General features: G+C 60.6%; 16 protein-coding genes. 13 read left to right on the top strand and 3 right to left on the bottom strand.

What is annotated here, in order from left to right; genetic code table 11:
* Positions 1–85 precede the first annotated feature (85 nt).
* Positions 86–1,570: a transglycosylase SLT domain-containing protein gene (locus AC4HNJ_RS19400; protein WP_490481258.1), complete on the top strand. Its 1,485-nt coding sequence runs from the start codon at positions 86–88 to the stop codon at positions 1,568–1,570.
* A 225-nt stretch (positions 1,571–1,795) separates the two neighbouring features.
* On the opposite strand, the gene AC4HNJ_RS19395 is transcribed toward AC4HNJ_RS19400, so the two are convergent.
* Both AC4HNJ_RS19395 and asd read right to left on the bottom strand, forming a co-directional pair.
* A complete protein-coding gene (locus AC4HNJ_RS19395; RefSeq protein WP_490481257.1) occupies positions 1,796–2,236 on the bottom strand; it encodes a hypothetical protein in 441 nt (146 codons plus the stop codon).
* Between the two features lie 151 nt (positions 2,237–2,387).
* Positions 2,388–3,233: an archaetidylserine decarboxylase gene (gene asd / locus AC4HNJ_RS19390; protein ID WP_490481256.1), complete on the bottom strand. Its 846-nt coding sequence runs from the start codon at positions 3,231–3,233 to the stop codon at positions 2,388–2,390.
* A 63-nt stretch (positions 3,234–3,296) separates the two neighbouring features.
* Here asd and AC4HNJ_RS19385 point away from each other — a divergent pair, with 63 nt between their 5' ends.
* The 9 genes from AC4HNJ_RS19385 (at position 3,297) to AC4HNJ_RS19345 (ending at position 12,580) form a co-directional block, all read left to right on the top strand.
* The gene (locus AC4HNJ_RS19385) at positions 3,297–3,623 is read left to right on the top strand and encodes a cupin domain-containing protein (protein WP_490481255.1); all 327 of its coding nucleotides are present in this window, start codon (positions 3,297–3,299) and stop codon (positions 3,621–3,623) included.
* Positions 3,624–3,744: 121 nt separating this feature from the next.
* Positions 3,745–4,671, top strand: coding sequence for a 50S ribosomal protein L3 N(5)-glutamine methyltransferase (gene prmB / locus AC4HNJ_RS19380; RefSeq protein ID WP_490481254.1), 927 nt, complete (start codon positions 3,745–3,747; stop codon positions 4,669–4,671).
* Between the two features lie 364 nt (positions 4,672–5,035).
* Entirely contained in the window at positions 5,036–6,124 is a 1,089-nt protein-coding gene (gene aroC / locus AC4HNJ_RS19375; protein WP_490481253.1) for a chorismate synthase, read from the top strand.
* 68 nt (positions 6,125–6,192) lie between these two features.
* A complete protein-coding gene (locus tag AC4HNJ_RS19370; RefSeq protein ID WP_490481252.1) occupies positions 6,193–7,200 on the top strand; it encodes a 2-hydroxyacid dehydrogenase in 1,008 nt (335 codons plus the stop codon).
* 127 nt (positions 7,201–7,327) lie between these two features.
* Entirely contained in the window at positions 7,328–8,356 is a 1,029-nt protein-coding gene (locus AC4HNJ_RS19365) for an aspartate-semialdehyde dehydrogenase (RefSeq protein ID WP_490481251.1), read from the top strand.
* On the top strand, positions 8,356–8,649 hold the full coding sequence (locus tag AC4HNJ_RS19360) for a hypothetical protein (RefSeq protein WP_490481250.1): 294 nt from the start codon (positions 8,356–8,358) through the stop codon (positions 8,647–8,649). Before AC4HNJ_RS19365 ends, AC4HNJ_RS19360 begins: the two co-directional genes overlap by 1 nt.
* A gap of 167 nt (positions 8,650–8,816) precedes the next feature.
* On the top strand, positions 8,817–11,078 hold the full coding sequence (locus AC4HNJ_RS19355) for a motility hub landmark protein FimV (protein WP_490481249.1): 2,262 nt from the start codon (positions 8,817–8,819) through the stop codon (positions 11,076–11,078).
* Positions 11,079–11,201: 123 nt separating this feature from the next.
* Positions 11,202–11,969 carry a tRNA pseudouridine(38-40) synthase TruA gene (truA, locus tag AC4HNJ_RS19350; protein WP_490481248.1) on the top strand — a complete coding sequence of 256 codons (768 nt, stop codon included), beginning with the start codon at positions 11,202–11,204 and terminating at the stop codon, positions 11,967–11,969.
* Positions 11,966–12,580, top strand: a complete 615-nt coding sequence (locus AC4HNJ_RS19345) for a phosphoribosylanthranilate isomerase (protein ID WP_490481247.1) — start codon at positions 11,966–11,968, stop codon at positions 12,578–12,580. Before truA ends, AC4HNJ_RS19345 begins: the two co-directional genes overlap by 4 nt.
* Before the next feature lie 8 nt (positions 12,581–12,588).
* On the opposite strand, the gene AC4HNJ_RS19340 is transcribed toward AC4HNJ_RS19345, so the two are convergent.
* Positions 12,589–13,473 (bottom strand): LysR family transcriptional regulator, encoded by an 885-nt coding sequence (locus AC4HNJ_RS19340; RefSeq protein ID WP_490481246.1) that lies wholly within the window; start codon positions 13,471–13,473, stop codon positions 12,589–12,591.
* 132 nt (positions 13,474–13,605) lie between these two features.
* Here AC4HNJ_RS19340 and trpB point away from each other — a divergent pair, with 132 nt between their 5' ends.
* The 3 genes from trpB to accD all read left to right on the top strand — a co-directional run bounded on the left by trpB (position 13,606) and on the right by accD (position 16,640).
* A complete protein-coding gene (trpB, locus tag AC4HNJ_RS19335) occupies positions 13,606–14,814 on the top strand; it encodes a tryptophan synthase subunit beta (protein ID WP_490481245.1) in 1,209 nt (402 codons plus the stop codon).
* Positions 14,811–15,611 carry a tryptophan synthase subunit alpha gene (trpA, locus tag AC4HNJ_RS19330; protein WP_490481244.1) on the top strand — a complete coding sequence of 267 codons (801 nt, stop codon included), beginning with the start codon at positions 14,811–14,813 and terminating at the stop codon, positions 15,609–15,611. Before trpB ends, trpA begins: the two co-directional genes overlap by 4 nt.
* Positions 15,612–15,770: 159 nt before the next feature.
* Positions 15,771–16,640, top strand: coding sequence for an acetyl-CoA carboxylase, carboxyltransferase subunit beta (accD, locus tag AC4HNJ_RS19325; RefSeq protein WP_490481243.1), 870 nt, complete (start codon positions 15,771–15,773; stop codon positions 16,638–16,640).
* The last annotated feature ends 654 nt before the right edge of the window (positions 16,641–17,294 follow it).

Raw genomic sequence — 17,294 nt, 5'->3', positions numbered from 1 at the left:
CGATGCGGCCGCGCCGTATTGAATGCAGATATTTTTAGTCAGTCCGCGCAATCCGAGAGTTGCGCCATCAGCAGGTGCAGTCCGCATGCCTAATCGAGCCGATTTTCGTTCCCTTCGTATGGTTTCGTTGGTGGCGGCAGTGATGCAACTGGCTGCTTGCGCGTCCAATGGCGGCCAAGCCAAGCCAACGCCAGCATCCGTCACGGTGCTCTACAACCAGCTGGACCAGGCCAGCCAGAGCTATGAGACGGCCCTGCAGCAGACGCGCGCCGGTGATCTGCAGGCCGCGCAGAAGACGCTGGACGGCTCGCTCGATCAGTTGAAGGATGCTGCGGCGCGATGCGGCAATACGCCGGGTTGCGACCCGCAGCGCTTCTTTTCCGTGTTCGATCATCTGCTGCGTCTGAAGGATGGCAGCTTTATCGGTGACGAAACGCCGGACGAGGCGACTGGAGAGCCCGCGCTGGCGCCGATAGTCGGACAAGCGGGAGCAAGCAGTTTGCCGGAAGCGCAGCGTAGCGTAACGCTTCTGCGCGGCCACCAACTTTCCGAACTCATTGCCATGAACGGGCCGGTGAAGGCCGCGCTGGAAATGTGGCTCACTCAGTGGCGCGGCAATTTGATGGATGCGTACATCAATTATGAATACCTGCGCCATGAGATGTGGCCGCAGTATCAGGAGCAGGGACTGCCCGAGGCGCTGCTGTTCGGTATTTTGGCCAAGGAGTCGGGCGGCAAGGTGCATGCGGTTTCACGTTCTGGCGCCGCGGGCCCGCTGCAATTCATGTATGCCACCGGCTTGCGTTTCGGCCTGAGTGACCAGGATGGTTTCGACATGCGTTTCGATCCCACCCAGGCTGCACGCGCCAACGCCGAATACATCAATGAGCAATTGAAGGTTTTCAACGATAACCTTGAACTCACTCTCGCTGCCTATAACGGTGGCGAGGGGCGGATGCGCAGGTTAGTTGGCGATGACACGTCGGTGAGTTTCTATGACCCGCGCATTTACGGGCAGCTGTCCCAGGAGACGCGCGATTACGTGCCGGAAGTGTTGGCGGCAGCGTGGCTCTTCTTGCATCCAGACAGCTACAACCTACGTTTTCCACGCGTCAATGGAGAGTCTGGCGACATCACACTCAAGCGCGCTGCGTCGCTATCTGAGCTGACAGTGTGCCTGGGTTCGGCGGGCGATATGCCTGATGGCTGGTTCAGAACGTTGCGCAACCTTAATCCGCGTCTGGATCCGCAGCAGGAGCAACCGGTAGGTGCGGTGCTACAGGTGCCAAAGCTGCTGGAACAGGTCTACGCGGTGCGCTGCGTGGACGGTCCCTGGCCTATTCTTGCCAGCGATCTGCATAACGCAGTAGTGCCGGTATTTCCGGATCCGTCTCCTTCCCACGCGCCGGATCCGGTCGTTCGATACACCGTCCGGCATGGCGACACGCTCGGCGGCATCGTGCGTCGCCATGGAGGTTGCGCGAGCGAGAACGAGGTGGCGCGCATGAATAATCTGAAGTTCTATCACCTGAAAATAGGGCAGGTGCTTAGGTTGCCCAGCTGCCGTTAATCCCATTTCTCCGGCTGCGCCGGGCTCCTCATCAAGCGCGACGGACGAGTAGCGAGGCTGCATCTTGGCATTCCGCCGCCTGGAGCGGTTAGCCGAGCTGCCTCGTCGCTGCCTTCTTTTCTGCACGGAGAAAAGCGGGGTATGACGACCTCGCTACTCGTCCTTCGTTCCTGCGGCTCCGGTCACGCCCGAGTGCGTGACGCGCGTGGAGAGGGACTTGCCAAATCAGGCTGCTGCGCCGGATCGCATCCACTGTGCCGTGGCGTCAGCTCGATCGCTGCCGATGTCACGCAATTCGCGCAGCACGCGAAGCAACTGGCGATGTTGGGGTTGCAGGCTGGTATAGGGCGAATCTTTGGTTTCGTGATAGGCCACGGCGAGCCACAGTGCGATACCGCGCATGGCCACTTCGGAATTGTCCGACTGCGCGCGGTTGAAGCCGATTTCCGTGCCTTGGCCCCATGGCATGTAGCGATGCTCCGGTGCGGTTCCGTATAGATGCGGGAATTCGCAGCGGGAGGCTTGTCCAATTTCCCGCAGTGCCATCACGCCCAGCCTGGCGCGGGCGCGTGCAGGGAGGCTGGTGATGCTGCGCTCGATCTGTCGCCATTGACGTTGCAACTGCCGGGCACGGTTCATCGCGATAAGGCGGGTGACGATTTGCATGTGACCCCTCGTTGGACAAGCCGCACGGGTGTACGGATTGGAGCCGCAGGATAACGAGGCGCCACGCCGTGATGCGCCGAAAACGTCACAAAATGACGACAAATGTCAAAGTGCGGCGAATTTGGCCTGCTGCGAACGCTGCCATAGCGCATCAAGTGTGATGCAGTTCACCTAATCGCTGGCCAACCTGAATAACTTGCTGGGCAGTGAGCGCATCCAGTTCGGTCATACCTTCGGGCAGCAGGATGATAACGGTCGAGCCCATGTTGAAGCGCGCCATCTCCCCGAAGCGTTCCAGGGTGATGGTTTGTTCCGCGAACGATTTGCGTCGGATCGATGGTGCGTAGGGAGGGATGACGAGCCCGTCCCAGACCGTCGCAATCGACGACACCAAAATAGCGCCCACCATCACGACGACGAACGGACCTCGCTCGCTTTCGAAGTGGCATACCAATCGCTCATTGCGCGCGAACAAGCGCGGTATGGCATCCACGGCAAAAGGGGCCACGCTGAAAATGCGCCCCGGGATATGCACCGTTTCTTTCAGTGTGCCGCGCAAAGGCATGTGCACTCGGTGGTAGTCGCGCGGTGACAGATAGATAGTGACAAAGCGCCCGTTTCGGTAAGGCTCGGCGGCACTTTCATCGCCCAATAATTCCGCCGCCGTGTAGTCCTGGCCTTTGGCCTGGAAAATGCGTCCGTCGATAACAGGGCCTGCTTGACTGATGCGTCCATCCGCCGGCGATAGCAGGGCGAAGGGATCGGCATCGGGCTTACGAGCTTCAGGGCGCAACTTGCGTGTAAAGAACGCATTGAAGTGGGAATAGGCGAACGGATCCGGCTGCGCTGCTTCGGTCATATCGACCTGATAGCGGCGCACGATCTGGCTCACCAGAAAATTCTTCCAGGGAACGAATGTCCAGCGCGTAGCCCAATAGACCACGCGGGAGAGCGCCCGGTGCGGAAGGATGTATTGCAGGAATACCTTGAAAGTCATCTGGGAAGTATAAGGAAAACGAAGGGATTCCAGAGGAAGCGGACACCGCTTCGAGGAGGTCTCATGCATCAGAGAATGACACCGGTCAGCGCACTGGCCGCACTCGACCAGTCAAGGAAGACGGAAATGGGTGTGTTTAAGCATGGCTCGCTGGAAGTGGATATCTTCCAGCCTTGCGGCATCGACACCCAATCGCCACACCGCCGCGATGAGGTGTGCGTAGTGATCGCCGGTCGCGGCCACTTCGTGTGTGGCGATACCAGGCAGGCTTTCGGTCCTGGCGAATTGTTGTTTGTGCCTGCCGGGACGCCTCATCACTTCGAAGACTTCAGCAGGGATTTCAGTGCCTGGATCGTGTTCTACGGGCCAACTGGCGGCGAGGCGGCTTGAGTGCCTGCCGATGGGCGTCTATCGTGACAACGAGGCAGGGGGAGACAAAACACGTCGGACGCATGAGCCTCTTGGCGAGCAGTCGCTATACTTCACGATCCCAAAGCTGGACCGCACTTACGTGACTGCCGAACTTGCTTCCATCATTGACTTTATCCGTTATGGAGCCAGCCGCTTTTCCGCGGCCGGACTTACTTTCGGACATAGCCATGATAATCCCATCGATGAAGCGACCCATCTGGTACTGGCGAGCTTGCATCTGCCGCCGGACATTCCGCCTGCGTATGGCGCGGGCAAGCTAACCACGGAAGAGCGGGTACGCGTACTGAATCTGATCGAGCGGCGCATCCATGAACGCTTGCCGGTGGCGTATTTGGTCGGCGAAACCTGGTTTGCCGGGATCAAATTCAAAAGCGACCAGCGTGCCCTCGTGCCGCGTTCCCCCATTGCCGAACTCATCGAATCGGGTTTTACACCTTGGCTGGACGGCCGGCATGTGGAGCGCGCGCTGGATCTGTGTACGGGTTCGGGATGCATCGGCATTGCCATGGCTGGCTATCATCCGCACTGGCACGTAGATATTGTGGATATCAGCGAAGACGCATTGTCGCTCGCGCGCGAGAATGTGGCTTTTCAGCACGTGGGGGATCGGGTCGAGGTCATCCGCTCCGATCTGTTTGCGAGTGTGGCAGGCCGCAAATACGACCTGATTGTCTCCAACCCGCCGTATGTCACCGAGGATGAGTACGCGGCGCTGCCGGGTGAGTACAGTCATGAGCCCAAGCTAGGCCTTACGTCGGGCGAAGATGGCCTGGATATCTGTTTGCGCATTCTCGATGAAGCGGCCGACCACCTGACGGGAGACGGTTTGCTGATCGTCGAGGTGGGAGAAAGCGAGCACGCGTTGCAGGCGCTATTGCCAGAGGTGCCCTTTGTCTGGATCGAGTTCAAGGTTGGTCCGATGGGCGTGTTTGCCATCGAGCGGCGGGACTTGATCGAATACGCCAAGATCATTCGCGACGCCGCGGTAGCGCGTCGTCCGGCGTAGCGTCGCGTTACCGTCAATGGAGCTGACTACCGCGCATCTTTGTGTAAATGCATTGATGCGCTGCGCACCGAAGTAATGCATTGACCCCACAACGCAGCCGGTGCGGCTTTGATGCGTTCGCTGGGTATGCGCCAAGAGGCTCATTTTCGCGAGTGCTACAAATTACGGGGTGAATGGGTGGATGATGTGGTCGTCGCCCTGCTGGCGCGCGATTGGCGGTGACGTCGGCGGGGGCTTGGAATGACTGCTGTCGCCACGGTTGCCTGGCATCCATGGCTAGAGGCGCAGCTCCCAAAAGCATGGCAAGATGCGGGGTCATCCTGCCGTAGGCTAGGTCAATTCCATCGCTACCCCGGTTTTCCTCGTGTCCAGCAATTCCATCGGCAAGCTGTTTACTGTGACCACCTTCGGCGAGAGCCACGGGCCAGCCATCGGCTGCGTGATCGATGGCTGCCCTCCAGGCTTGCCGATTACGGCCGAAGCATTCCGCACAGACCTGGAGCGCCGTGCCACCGGTCGCAGCCGCCACACGTCGCAGCGACGGGAAGCGGACGAGGTGGAAATCCTGTCGGGTGTCTACCAGGGGCACACCACGGGCACTCCGATCGCGCTGCTTATCCGCAACACCGATCAGCGCAGCAAGGACTACGGTGATATTGCCGAGACCTTTCGCCCCGGCCATGCCGATTACACCTACTGGCAGAAATACGGTATCCGCGATCCGCGTGGAGGCGGGCGTTCGTCCGCACGTGAAACGACCATGCGGGTGGCGGCTGCCGTGCTTGCCAAAAAGTGGCTTGCTCAGCGGCATGGCGTGCATGTGCGTGGATATCTCGCTCAATTAGGCGAAGTGGTTCCGGAAGGGTTCGATTGGATGGCGGTCGAGCGCAACCCGTTTTTCTGGCCGCATGAGCCCCAGGTGCCGGCATTGGAGAAATACATGGACGCCCTGCGCAAATCCGGCGATTCGGTCGGCGCGCGCGTGAATGTCGAGGCCGTGGGTGTCCCGCCCGGCTGGGGCGAGCCCATCTACGGCAAGCTGGACGGTGATCTTGCCGCCGCACTGATGTCGATCAACGCGGTGAAGGGCGTGGAAATCGGCGATGGCTTCGACGTTGTCACCCAGCAGGGTAGCCAGCATCGCGATGAAATGCAGATGGACGGCTTTACGTCCAATCATGCGGGTGGCATCCTGGGCGGCATCAGTACGGGACAGGTTGTGCGCGCCTCGATGGCGCTCAAGCCTACTTCAAGCATTTTGATTCCCGGCCATAGCGTGAATCGGGCAGGCGAACCCGTCGAAGTCGTCACCAAGGGGCGCCATGATCCTTGCGTCGGTATTCGCGCCACTCCCATCGCCGAAGCGATGATGGCGCTGGTATTGATGGATCACGCCTTGCGCCACCGGGCCCAGTGCGGCGACGTGGGCGAGATAAAACCTCGCATCCCCTGATGGAACGAGGTGCCCGTCGCAGAGACGTGGCGTGGCGGTAGCGAGTATCTTCACGGTAGTAGATCGTCATGAGCAAGCAGCACAGCGTCTGGGTTTCACGCCCTCTGTTTCCCGAAGTACTGGCCGCCTTGGCGGAATATGTGAGCGTGCGTGCCGAAACGGAGGAGCGCCGCCATACGCCGGAGCAACTCCGCAACCATTTAGCCGAGGTGGATGGCGCCATCATCGGTCTGAGCGATCGCATCTCCGCGGATGTGCTGGCGGGCAACCAGCGGTTGCGAGCCGTCGCTAATCTCGGTGTCGGCTACAACAATCTCGATCTCGCAGCTTTGAGCGCTGCAGGGATTCTCGCCACAAATACGCCGGATGTGCTGACCCAAACCACGGCCGATTACGCATGGGCGCTACTTTTGGCTGCCGCCCGTCGTGTGAGTGGCGCCGAACGCTGGTTGCGTGCGGGGCATTGGCAGGGAGGCATGCGTTTCGACGATTGGCTTGGTGTGGATGTCCATGGCAAGACCCTGGGTATCCTCGGCATGGGGCGCATCGGGCAGGCCGTTGCGCGCCGCGCTGCCGGCTTCGATATGCCGGTGATCTACCACAATCGTTCCCAATTGCCGCAAGTTATCGAGCGCGATTGCAAAGCCTCCTGGGTGGAGAAGGGCGACCTGCTTCGCCGTGCGGATCATTTGGTGCTGGTGCTCCCCTATAGCGCCCAAAATCATCACGCCATCGGAGCGGATGAGTTGGCGCGGATGAAGCCGACTGCCGTGCTGGTGAACATCGCTCGTGGCGGCATCGTCGATGACGCGGCATTGGCCGTTGCGCTAAGGGAAGGGCGGCTGGCCGCCGCAGGACTCGACGTGTTCGAAGGCGAGCCTGCCGTTCATCCTGCCTTGCTTGAACTCGACAATGCCGTGCTTAGCCCGCACATCGCCAGCGCCAGCGCCGAGACGCGCCGGGCCATGGCCCGGCTGGCGGCGGACAATCTGCTCGCTGCGTTGGGATATGGCCCCCACGCAGGGCACCCGCCGTCGTTGCTCAATCCCGAGGTCCGGAGAGCCCGATCTCAATGAAATGTGATGTGCCTCACGTCCGTAGTGATGAACCATGTTGTTCGCATGCCATGCGGGCTAGATTCCCCGGCCGGGGTATCGGACGCCTGACCGGCATCTTTCAAACCCCTAATCAAAGTGACCTGAAATGAGTAAGAAGAGCAGCTACAAGGTGGCCATGGTGGGCGCCACCGGTGCCGTCGGCGAGACTCTGCTGAGCATCCTGGCAGAACGCGAGTTCCCGGTCAGCGAACTAGTGCCACTGGCCAGCGAGCGCTCGGCGGGCAGCAAAGTGGCGTTCGGCGGCAAACAGGTCACGGTGCGGAATCTGGACGAGTATGACTTCAGCGGCGTGGATATCGCTTTCTTCTCGGCCGGTGGTTCCGTTAGCCGGGTGCATGCGCCGCGTGCTGCTGCCGCCGGTGCGGTAGTCATCGACAATACATCCGAGTTTCGCTACCAGGACGATATCCCTCTCGTGGTGAGTGAAGTCAATCCTCACGCCATCGCGCAGTACACGCAGCGCGGCATCATCGCCAATCCCAATTGCTCCACCATGCAGATGCTGGTGGCCCTCGCGCCGATCCATCGCGCTGTAGGTATCGAACGGATCAACGTGGCGACCTATCAATCGGTATCGGGCGCAGGCCGCTCGGGTATGGAGGAACTAGGCAAGCAGACTGCCGCACTGCTCAATTTCCAGGATGTGGAAAAGGCCAAGTTCCCCAAGCAGATTGCGTTCAATGTCATTCCCCACATCGACGAATTTCAGTCGAACGGTTACACCAAGGAAGAAATGAAGATGGTGTGGGAAACACGCAAGATCCTGGAGGATGAATCCATACAGGTGAATCCCACCGCAGTGCGCGTGCCAGTGTTCTACGGCCATGCCGAGGCCGTGCACATCGAGACGCGCGATAAGCTCACAGCGGAGCAGGCGCGTGAGTTGCTGGAAAGCGCCGCGGGTGTGGTAGTGCAGGACGAACGCAAGCCAGGCGGCTATCCCACTCCTGTCGGCGATGCGGCAGGCCAGGATCCGGTCTTCGTTGGGCGCATCCGCGAGGACATCTCGCATGACCGTGGCCTGGACCTTTGGGTCGTGGCCGACAACATCCGCAAGGGTGCGGCGCTCAATGCCGTGCAGATCGCCGAGTTGCTGATCGAGGATTATTTGTAATGCGACATATCGGCCTGGTCTTCCTGGGTGGCATGCTGATTTCCCTGGCCGCCGTGGGTGCGGACTCCCATTCTGCAGACACAACCCACGCCAAGTCGGTAACCCCATTGCAACGGCGTGTTGCCCAGAACCAGGCCGAAATCGATCGGTTGCAGAAAGATGTGAGCCAACAGGAGTCCGCAAGTCAGACCGCGGCAGAGCGACTGCGACAGCAGGATCGTACTATTGCCGAATTGCGCAAACAGTTGCAGGCGGTGCAGGGGACTCCGGCCGCGCCAGTGCCCGGGCATTGACGGCCGTCACGCTGGGCAAAAAAACATGGTTGAAAAGGGTCTGCCGGATAAATCTGGTATTGTTGATTGACGTTTATCTAACTAAAGTGACGCCTTTCAGGAGAAAGGCGCCGCAAGCTGCGGTGCCTTTTAGGTAAAGCGTCCGAGTTGTCTCGGGGGAGCACGCGATGAATCGTTCGTTGAAGCTGTCGATACTGATGGCGCTTGCACTGGGCAGCAGTCAGGCGGCAGCCGTTGAACTGGGGCAAGCGCATGTAAGGTCTGCGCTAGGGCAGCCCCTGCTAGTCGACATCCCCGTAACGCATGCCACACAGGCTGAACTACAGAGCCTCAGCGCCCAACTGGCGCCCAACGACGCCTTCGTCAAGGCGGGTGGTCAGCGCCCGAGCATCCCTTTGCAATTCAACGTGGTGGATGATCATGGACATAAGGTCATCCGCGTCACCAGTAACTCCGTCGTCGATGACCCTTATCTCGATCTGCTGGTTGAAGTTAACAGCAATACCGGCAGCACGGTGCGCGAGTTCGCTATCCTGCTCGATCCTCCGAGCAAGATCGCCCAGGCACCCGTAAGCAGCGCACCGGTTCGCCATCGCTCGACCGCGAGCACAGCGACTTCGCCAGCAGCGACCGCGAGCGTACCTTCACCCCAGCAGACGCACCGTGTCAGCGCTGTGGAGGCGAACAGCGGCCAGATCGGTCCGGTAGCCAGGGGCTCCACGCTCTCGCATATCGCCGAACAGGTCACACCGAGCGGTGTCGATATCGACCAGATGATGCTTGCCCTCAAGGCGGCCAATCCGGATGCGTTCTATCGGGACAACATCAATGCTTTGAAGGCAGGAGCGATTCTTCGCGTGCCGTCACGCGACGACGCAATGGCCACGGCTGTCGCAGCAGCGGCGGCGGCAGTACGTCAGCAGAACAGCGATTGGCGCAATGGCAACGTGCCTTCACCCGTAGCGGTGGCTGCTGGCGGAACGCGCGAAAGCACGTCGGTGGCACCCACGGCAAACAGCCATGCCGACAGGCTCGAGTTGGTGCCGCCGGGTAGCGCAGGACAAACCGCCGGCGGATCGAACGGCAGCAAGGGCGGCGCCGGCATTCGCCAGGAACTGCAGCGCAGCCAGGAAATGCTCGCCTCATTGCAGCAGCAGAGCAATGAGTTGAAGTCCCGCTTGAAGGATCTGGAGGACATCAATAGCAAGAATCAACGTTTGCTTTCGCTCAAGGACGACGAAATCGCTGACCTGCAAAAACAGCTTTCCGCGGCACGGAAAGCGGCGGGCATGCCACCGGCACCCATCGCCAAAGCCGCCAACAAGACCGCGCCCGCTGCCGAGGCTTCCGCGCCTGCGCAGGTAAAGCCGGTTTCAGCCCCCGCCGTTGCATCGGCCGCCTCGGCGCCCAAGCCGGCCACGTCGCTTGCAAGCGCTTCCACGGCTGCGCATGCGCCAGCCGTCACTGCTCCCTTGAAGAGCCCGGCAAAGCCCTTGGCAACTGCACCACGGCATGCGCCGATCCACCCCGCAGCGGAAGAACCCTGGTTCATGCAGACCTGGGCTTGGGCGGCAGGCGGCGGTGTGATCGTTTTGCTATTGCTGGGCTTGCTGGCACGTCGCGGTAAAGCGGGTGCAGGCAAGAAATCGAAAGCCGACGCAGGCGCCCCCGGTGGTTCACTCGCCGATCGTTTTGGCACTGTGGATGTGGATGGACTCGATCACCCGGCTGGCGGCTCCGATCCCGACCAGGACGAGCTGCTTGATCAACTTGCCGAGCAGCCGGATGACATCGGTTTGCATCTCGAACTGGTCAGCCTGTATTACAGCCGACGCGACGTCGAACATTTCGAAGCGGCGGCCGAAGCCATGCACGCCCACATCACCGATCCGGACCAGCCGGAGTGGCAGGATGTGGTGCATATGGGAGAGGACCTGGCACCGGGGCACCCGTTGTTCGCCTCGGCCACGGCGTCGTCTGCGCATGATGAGGCGCCATTGCATCATTTCGATCTGGACAACTATGCCACCCGTGCCGAAGAAGCTTCGGCGGCTGCGCCCAAGAACGCGCCGGCAAAATCGTCCACAGTCAGCGAATACCACTTCGATTTCGACCTGACGCCGCATGCCGACCCTGTGCCACCCGCGGCAGCTCCCACACCTGTGAAAGCTAAAGAGCCGTCGGAGGAGCCGATTTCGACCTGGAAGTTCGAGGAGCCGACCGAAGAAGCATCGCCCGCCATGCACGCCGAGCACGATGCTTTTGGCGAACTGCATGACGATCCGGTCGACACCAAACTCGATCTTGCGCGCGCTTATCTCGACATGGGTGATCCGGACGGTGCACGCGCCATGCTGGAAGAAGTCATGCACGAAGGCAGCCAAATGCAGAAAGATGTGGCGAGGACCCTGTTGGAAAAAATCCATTGAGTCGACGCGTTATCGCGTGGCAAAAAACGGGCCGGCCATGCCGGCCCGTTTCGTTTTGGGCCTTGTGACGGGAAAACCCGAGCTACCTGCTACGCTTGTCCATCCGGCAGTTTCCCGACCTCCATGCGCATTGCTTTAGGCATTGAATACGACGGCACCGATTTCCTCGGCTGGCAACGGCTTAGCCATGGCGCCAGCCTGCAGGCGAGCCTGGAGCGCGCGCTTTCCTTTGTTGCGGCGGAGTCCGTGGCGGTGACGTGTGCGGGACGCACCGATGCTGGCGTGCATGGGCGTTGCCAGGTGGTGCATTTCGATACCGAAGCACAGCGTGACATGCGCGGTTGGGTGCTCGGTGCCTGTTCGAATCTGCCGCAGTCCATGGCCGTGTTGTGGGCCCAGCCGGTTCCGGGTGACTTCCATGCGCGCTTTTCCGCGCGCAGTCGTCGGTATCGCTACGTGATACTCAACCGCAGCATTCGTCCGGCGCTGGACGCTCGCTACGTTGCCTGGGAACGTCATCCATTGAACGCAGAGCGTATGCATGCAGCTGCGCAGGCTTTACTTGGCGAACATGATTTCTCGGCGTTTCGTGCCGTTTCCTGCCAGGCGGCCCATGCCCGGCGAGAAATAAAGACGCTGCGCGTACATCGCGATGGCGAGCAGGTGATTGTCGACATCGAGGCCAATGCTTTCTTGCATCATATGGTGCGCAACATCGTCGGTTCGCTGTTACCGGTAGGGCGTGGCGAACAAACTATTGAATGGATAGCCGCATTGCTGGCTAAGCGCGATCGGGAGATTGCCGGCCCTACCGCAGCGGCCGCCGGCTTGACGTTTATCGGCCCGCGCTACGAACGGCGTTGGGAATTGCCGAATGAGGTGAGCGAATGACACGTATCAAATGTTGCGGCATGACACGTATTGAAGATGCCTTGCTTGCTGCGAGCTTGGGCGCCGATGCGATCGGTGTCGTGCTCACGGCGCACAGCAAGCGGCAGGTTTCATTGGCGCAAGCGAAGGCGATCGTTGCGGCGATGCCGCCGTTCGTCACGACCGTGGCGTTGTGCATGGATGATGAGGCGGGCTTCGTGCAGGAAATCATCGACACGGTTCGCCCGGCCATGCTGCAGTTCCATGGCAATGAGAGCGATGAATGGTGTGCACAATTCGGTCAGCCGTACCTGAAAGCTATCGCCATGAGCGAGGGGGCTTCGGCGCTGTACCAGTTACGTGATCATCCGCATGCAGCCGGGTTGCTGCTTGACGGCCACGGACTCGGGGAAGCGGGTGGTAGCGGCAAATCGTTTGATTGGTCGCTCATGCCACACGATCTGAAACAACCGCTGATACTTGCCGGCGGACTCACGCCTGCAAATGTGGTTGCGGCGATCCGCGTAGCCCAGCCCTGGGCGGTTGATGTATCCAGTGGCATTGAATCCACGCCCGGGATCAAGGACGCAGGCAAGCTCAGGGATTTCATCGACGCTGTACGCAGCGCATGAAAGCCGGCCTACGATTGCAACTCGTGGCGTAGCCACTCCGCCAAGGCACCCGTCCGGCCATCGGCGCGACGACGCGGCGTCGCCAAGATCCAGCACGCCGCCGTTTGCTGAAATCCCCAGGGCGCCAGCAGGCGCCCGGCGTTGATGTCTTCCTGCACCAGTTGCAGCGGTGCGATGGCCACCCCTAATCCAGCGACCGCCGCTTCGAGCAGATAGAACAGGCGAGCGAACGCTTGTCCTTCATGCAACGATTCCGGTGCTATCCCGCTGGCAGCCGCCCAGATGGACCACGCTTCGGGTCGAGAAGTAGTGTGCAGCAGGGCTTCTCCTCCCAGCTCAGAAGGTCCGCGTCCCTGTAAGCGCGACAGCCCCGCATAGCGAGGACTGACCACGGGGCCAATGTGTTCGGGAGCCAGTTCGTGCACTTGCCAACCGGGCGGCCATGGTGACGAGGCCACAACCAGCGCCGCGTCAGGCTCGGCGTGTTGAGGTGCGAGTGGATCTTCTTCCGGCGATAAATGCAGGCGCAGGCTGGGCAGGTCGCGCTCTAGCCGTTCCAGTCGTGGAATGACCCATCGCGCCAGCACGCTGCTCGCGCAGCCGAGTACAAAAGGCGTGCTGGCGCGATGCCGGTGCAATTCCGCCCAGCCGTCGCGCAGTTGATCGAAAGCGGCCGTCACGCGGTCCCGCAATGCTTCGCCCGTCGCGGTAAGGGCGACGCTGCGCCCCTGGCGAGTCAGCAATGGTTCGCCAAGTTGATCCTCCAAGACCCGGAGTTGCCGGCTGATCGCCCCGTGCGTGACGTGCAAGGCCTCTGCTGCGCGGCCGACACTGCCCAGTCTCGCGGTTGCTTCGAAAGCACGAAGGGCATTGAGAGAGGGAAGCTCGCGCACGCTTGTGTGAGTTTTTCTAACGGATGGAAGCCATCATATCGCTTTTCGGTGAACGTCATTCACGCTATTTTGGGGCAATGCGGCTGCATCTGCCGCCCATGCCGCTCCGTCATGACGCAGGATTTTTCACCAATGTCCACCCAGGATTTTTATCAATGGCCCGACGCGCAAGGGCGCTTTGGTGCGTTCGGCGGCCAGTACGTGGCCGAAACGCTGATGGCCCCGCTGGCCGAACTGACCGAGGCCTATCTACGCCTGCGTGAAGACCCCGAGTTCCTGGCCGAGCTGGATCGGGATCTGACTCACTACGTAGGCCGTCCCAGCCCGATTTATCACGCTGAGGGGCTTTCAAAACATGTGGGCGGGGCGCGCATCTTGCTCAAGCGCGAGGATCTCAATCACACCGGCGCGCACAAGATCAACAACACCATCGGCCAGGCACTTGTGGCTCGGCGGATGGGCAAGCCACGCATCATCGCGGAGACCGGCGCAGGGCAGCACGGTGTGGCGAGCGCTACGGTGGCGGCACGTTTCGGGCTGAAGTGTGTGGTGTACATGGGCGCCGTGGACATCGAGCGGCAAAAGATCAACGTGTACCGCATGAAGCTGTTGGGCGCTGAAGTGGTGCCGGTGACTTCAGGCTCGAAGACGCTGAAGGACGCCCTGAATGAGGCGATGCGCGATTGGGTCACCAATGTGGCGGACACGTTCTACATCATCGGTACCGTGGCCGGTCCGCATCCGTATCCCATGATGGTGCGGGATTTCAACGCCATTGTCGGGCGCGAAGCGCGTGTGCAAATGCTGCAACAGTATGGGCGCTTGCCAGATGTGCTGACAGCCTGCGTCGGCGGCGGCTCCAATGCTATTGGTTTGTTCCATGCCTTCCTTAACGACAGCAACGTACGCATCGTTGGCGCGGAAGCGGCTGGTCAGGGCATTGCGACTGGCCATCACGCCGCTTCGCTGGCGGCAGGGCGCCCTGGTGTATTACACGGCAATCGCACCTATGTGTTGTGCGACGACAACGGACAGATCACGGAGACGCATTCGGTATCGGCGGGTCTGGATTATCCGGGCGTGGGGCCAGAGCATGCGTTCCTGAAAGATGCCGGTCGTGCCGAGTACGTGGGCGTTACCGACGACGAAGCCCTGGAGGCGTTTCATCTGCTTGCACGCACCGAGGGCATTCTTGCAGCGCTGGAATCCAGCCATGCCGTGGCGCAGGCCATGAAACTTGCTCGCGAACTGCCGAAGGACGGCATCGTGCTTTGCAATCTTTCCGGTCGTGGCGACAAAGATGTTCACACCATTGCTGCGCGCGAGGGAGTGCAGGTATGAGCCGCATCGATCGTCGTTTCGCCACGCTCAGGTCGGCAGGCCGGACTGGACTGATTCCTTTCGTCACGGCGGGCGATCCGGCCCCCCTGCATACCGTCGCGCTGATGCATGCACTGGTCGACGCGGGTGCGGACCTGATCGAGCTGGGTGTGCCGTTCTCTGACCCCATGGCGGATGGTCCGGTGATCCAGCACGCCAGCGAACGCGCCATTGCGAAGGGCGTCGGCCTTGCCGATGTGCTCGCATGGGTGATTGCGTTTCGCGAACGCGACAAGGACACACCGGTAGTGTTGATGGGTTATCTCAATCCGGTTGAAATCCATGGTTATCAGCGTTTCGCCGAGGAAGCCATGGCGGCGGGTGTCGATGGCGTACTGCTTGTGGATTGTCCGCTCGAAGAAATGGCTGTGCTGGCTCCCCTGCGCAGCGCAGGCCTTCAGCAGATCTTGCTGGCCGCACCCACGACCGCACCCACGCGTATGGCAGCGTTGTGCGAAGCGGCGGAGGGTTTCCTGTACTATGTGTCGTTCGCCGGCATCACGGGAGCCGGACGTCTGAGCATCCAGGATATCGCCGCACGCGTGGCTGACATCCGGGCACGTGCGAAGGCTCCGGTCGCTGTGGGCTTTGGCGTCAAGGATGCGCAAAGTGCGAAAGCCATCAGTGGTTTTGCCGATGCAGTAGTCATTGGCAGTGCCTTGGTGGAGCGATTGGACGGGGCGGAAACGGCGGAGGATATCGCGACACGGGTGGGAGATTTTCTCCGACCGATTCGCGCAGCATTGGACGGGAAGTGAACCCGCGTTTCGCCTTGATATAGTTCAGGTGGCGCGTTGGTGCAGATCGTCAGTGACCTTTTATCCACGCCGGAACGTCGCCATTAAAAAGGAAACGCATAGCTGTGCGGCCTGTTTTATCTGACGGGTCGTGCCTGTTTCCAGATCGAGGCGGATTCAATGAATTGGTTGCAGAAAATCATGACACCCCGCGCGCGGACGCAAGGTTCCGCGGCCGGCAAGGGCAAGGTACCCGAAGGTGTGTGGGAGAAATGCGGGGGCTGCGGTGCGGTGCTGTACAAGCCGGAGCTGGAGCGCAATTTGATGGTGTGCCCCAAATGCGGCCATCATCACGCGATCGGCGCGCGCGCGCGTTTGCTGTCCTTTCTGGATGAGGGCAGCTCGCAAGAGCACTGGGCCAGCATGGAGCCCAACGACCCGCTGAAATTCCGCGATTCAAAAAAATACCGCGATCGCATCGTCGCTGCGCAAAAAGCCACGGGCGAAAAGGATGCGCTGATCGCGATGAGCGGCAAGCTCAAGGAGCAACCGTTGATGGCGGTCGCTTTCGAGTTCGCCTACATGGGCGGTTCGATGGGCTCGGTGGTCGGCGAGAAATTTACGCGTGCCGCCGAGCGTGCGCTGACCGAGCGCAGTGCGCTGGTGTGCTTCTCCGCCACCGGTGGTGCGCGCATGCAGGAAGCATTGTTTTCGCTGATGCAGATGGCCAAGACCTCTGCGGCGTTGGCGCGTATGCGCGAAGCTGGCGTGCCATACATCAGCGTGCTGACCCATCCGACCACCGGCGGCGTATCGGCAAGCCTCGGCATGCTCGGTGACATCAATGTGGCGGAACCCAAGGCTCTGATCGGCTTCGCCGGTCCGCGCGTGATCGAGCAAACCGTGCGCGAAACCTTGCCGGAAGGCTTCCAGCGTTCAGAATTTCTGCTGGAACATGGCGCCGTCGACATGATCGTTGATCGTCGCCAGATGCGCGACAAGCTGGCCGATGTATTGAACATCCTGCGCAAGGTGCCTCGCGCGGCCTAAAGCATCTTGTGTGTTGAATAAGCCATGCCGCCTTCGGGCGGCATTTTTTTTAAGGCAGGTTTGAGCGATGAGGGTTCTTTTATCCCTCGTCGCCGCTTTCTTTTTGTCGACATCATGCCTGTTTGCGGGGCATGCCGTGAGGGAAGAGCGCATCTCGATGAGGAATGCCGTTATCACTGTGCGCGCACTTTTCCACAGCGCATGTGGACGCTTGCTGGAAAACCCTGTGGAAAACCATCATTCGGCACCGTCCAATCAAGCACTTGGTACACCGTGCTGAAATGTTGCTCAGCCTTTGGGTCGAGGCAGTCGCCATGACTACGGACAAGTCGTCACGGCTGCGAGGGCATTTGCACGTCGTCCTCGCCTGATCCGGCGGAATTGATCGATCTCGCATTCGATGGATCGAAATATCGCCGTGCGACAGCAGGATGGCGCGTCACAGTTCCGCCTGTGTGGTGCGCCTTTACGCGGATGCTCGCTATTCGCCACGGTGGAGCGCCACTTGCGAAGAACTGTTGGGTTCATGTCGATATGCACCCATGCCGCACAGTGATCGGCGCGCGCTCTCTTTTCCACAGTTGATGTGGACGTTTCATCGAAAACCTTGTGGAAAACTCCCATTCGCCACTGCGCAATCAAACACTTGGTACG

The organism is Dyella sp. SYSU CM1112 (assembly GCF_058216415.1).
Note: the sequence above shows the minus strand (reverse complement) of the source record. Positions and strands in the feature narration are given on the sequence as shown.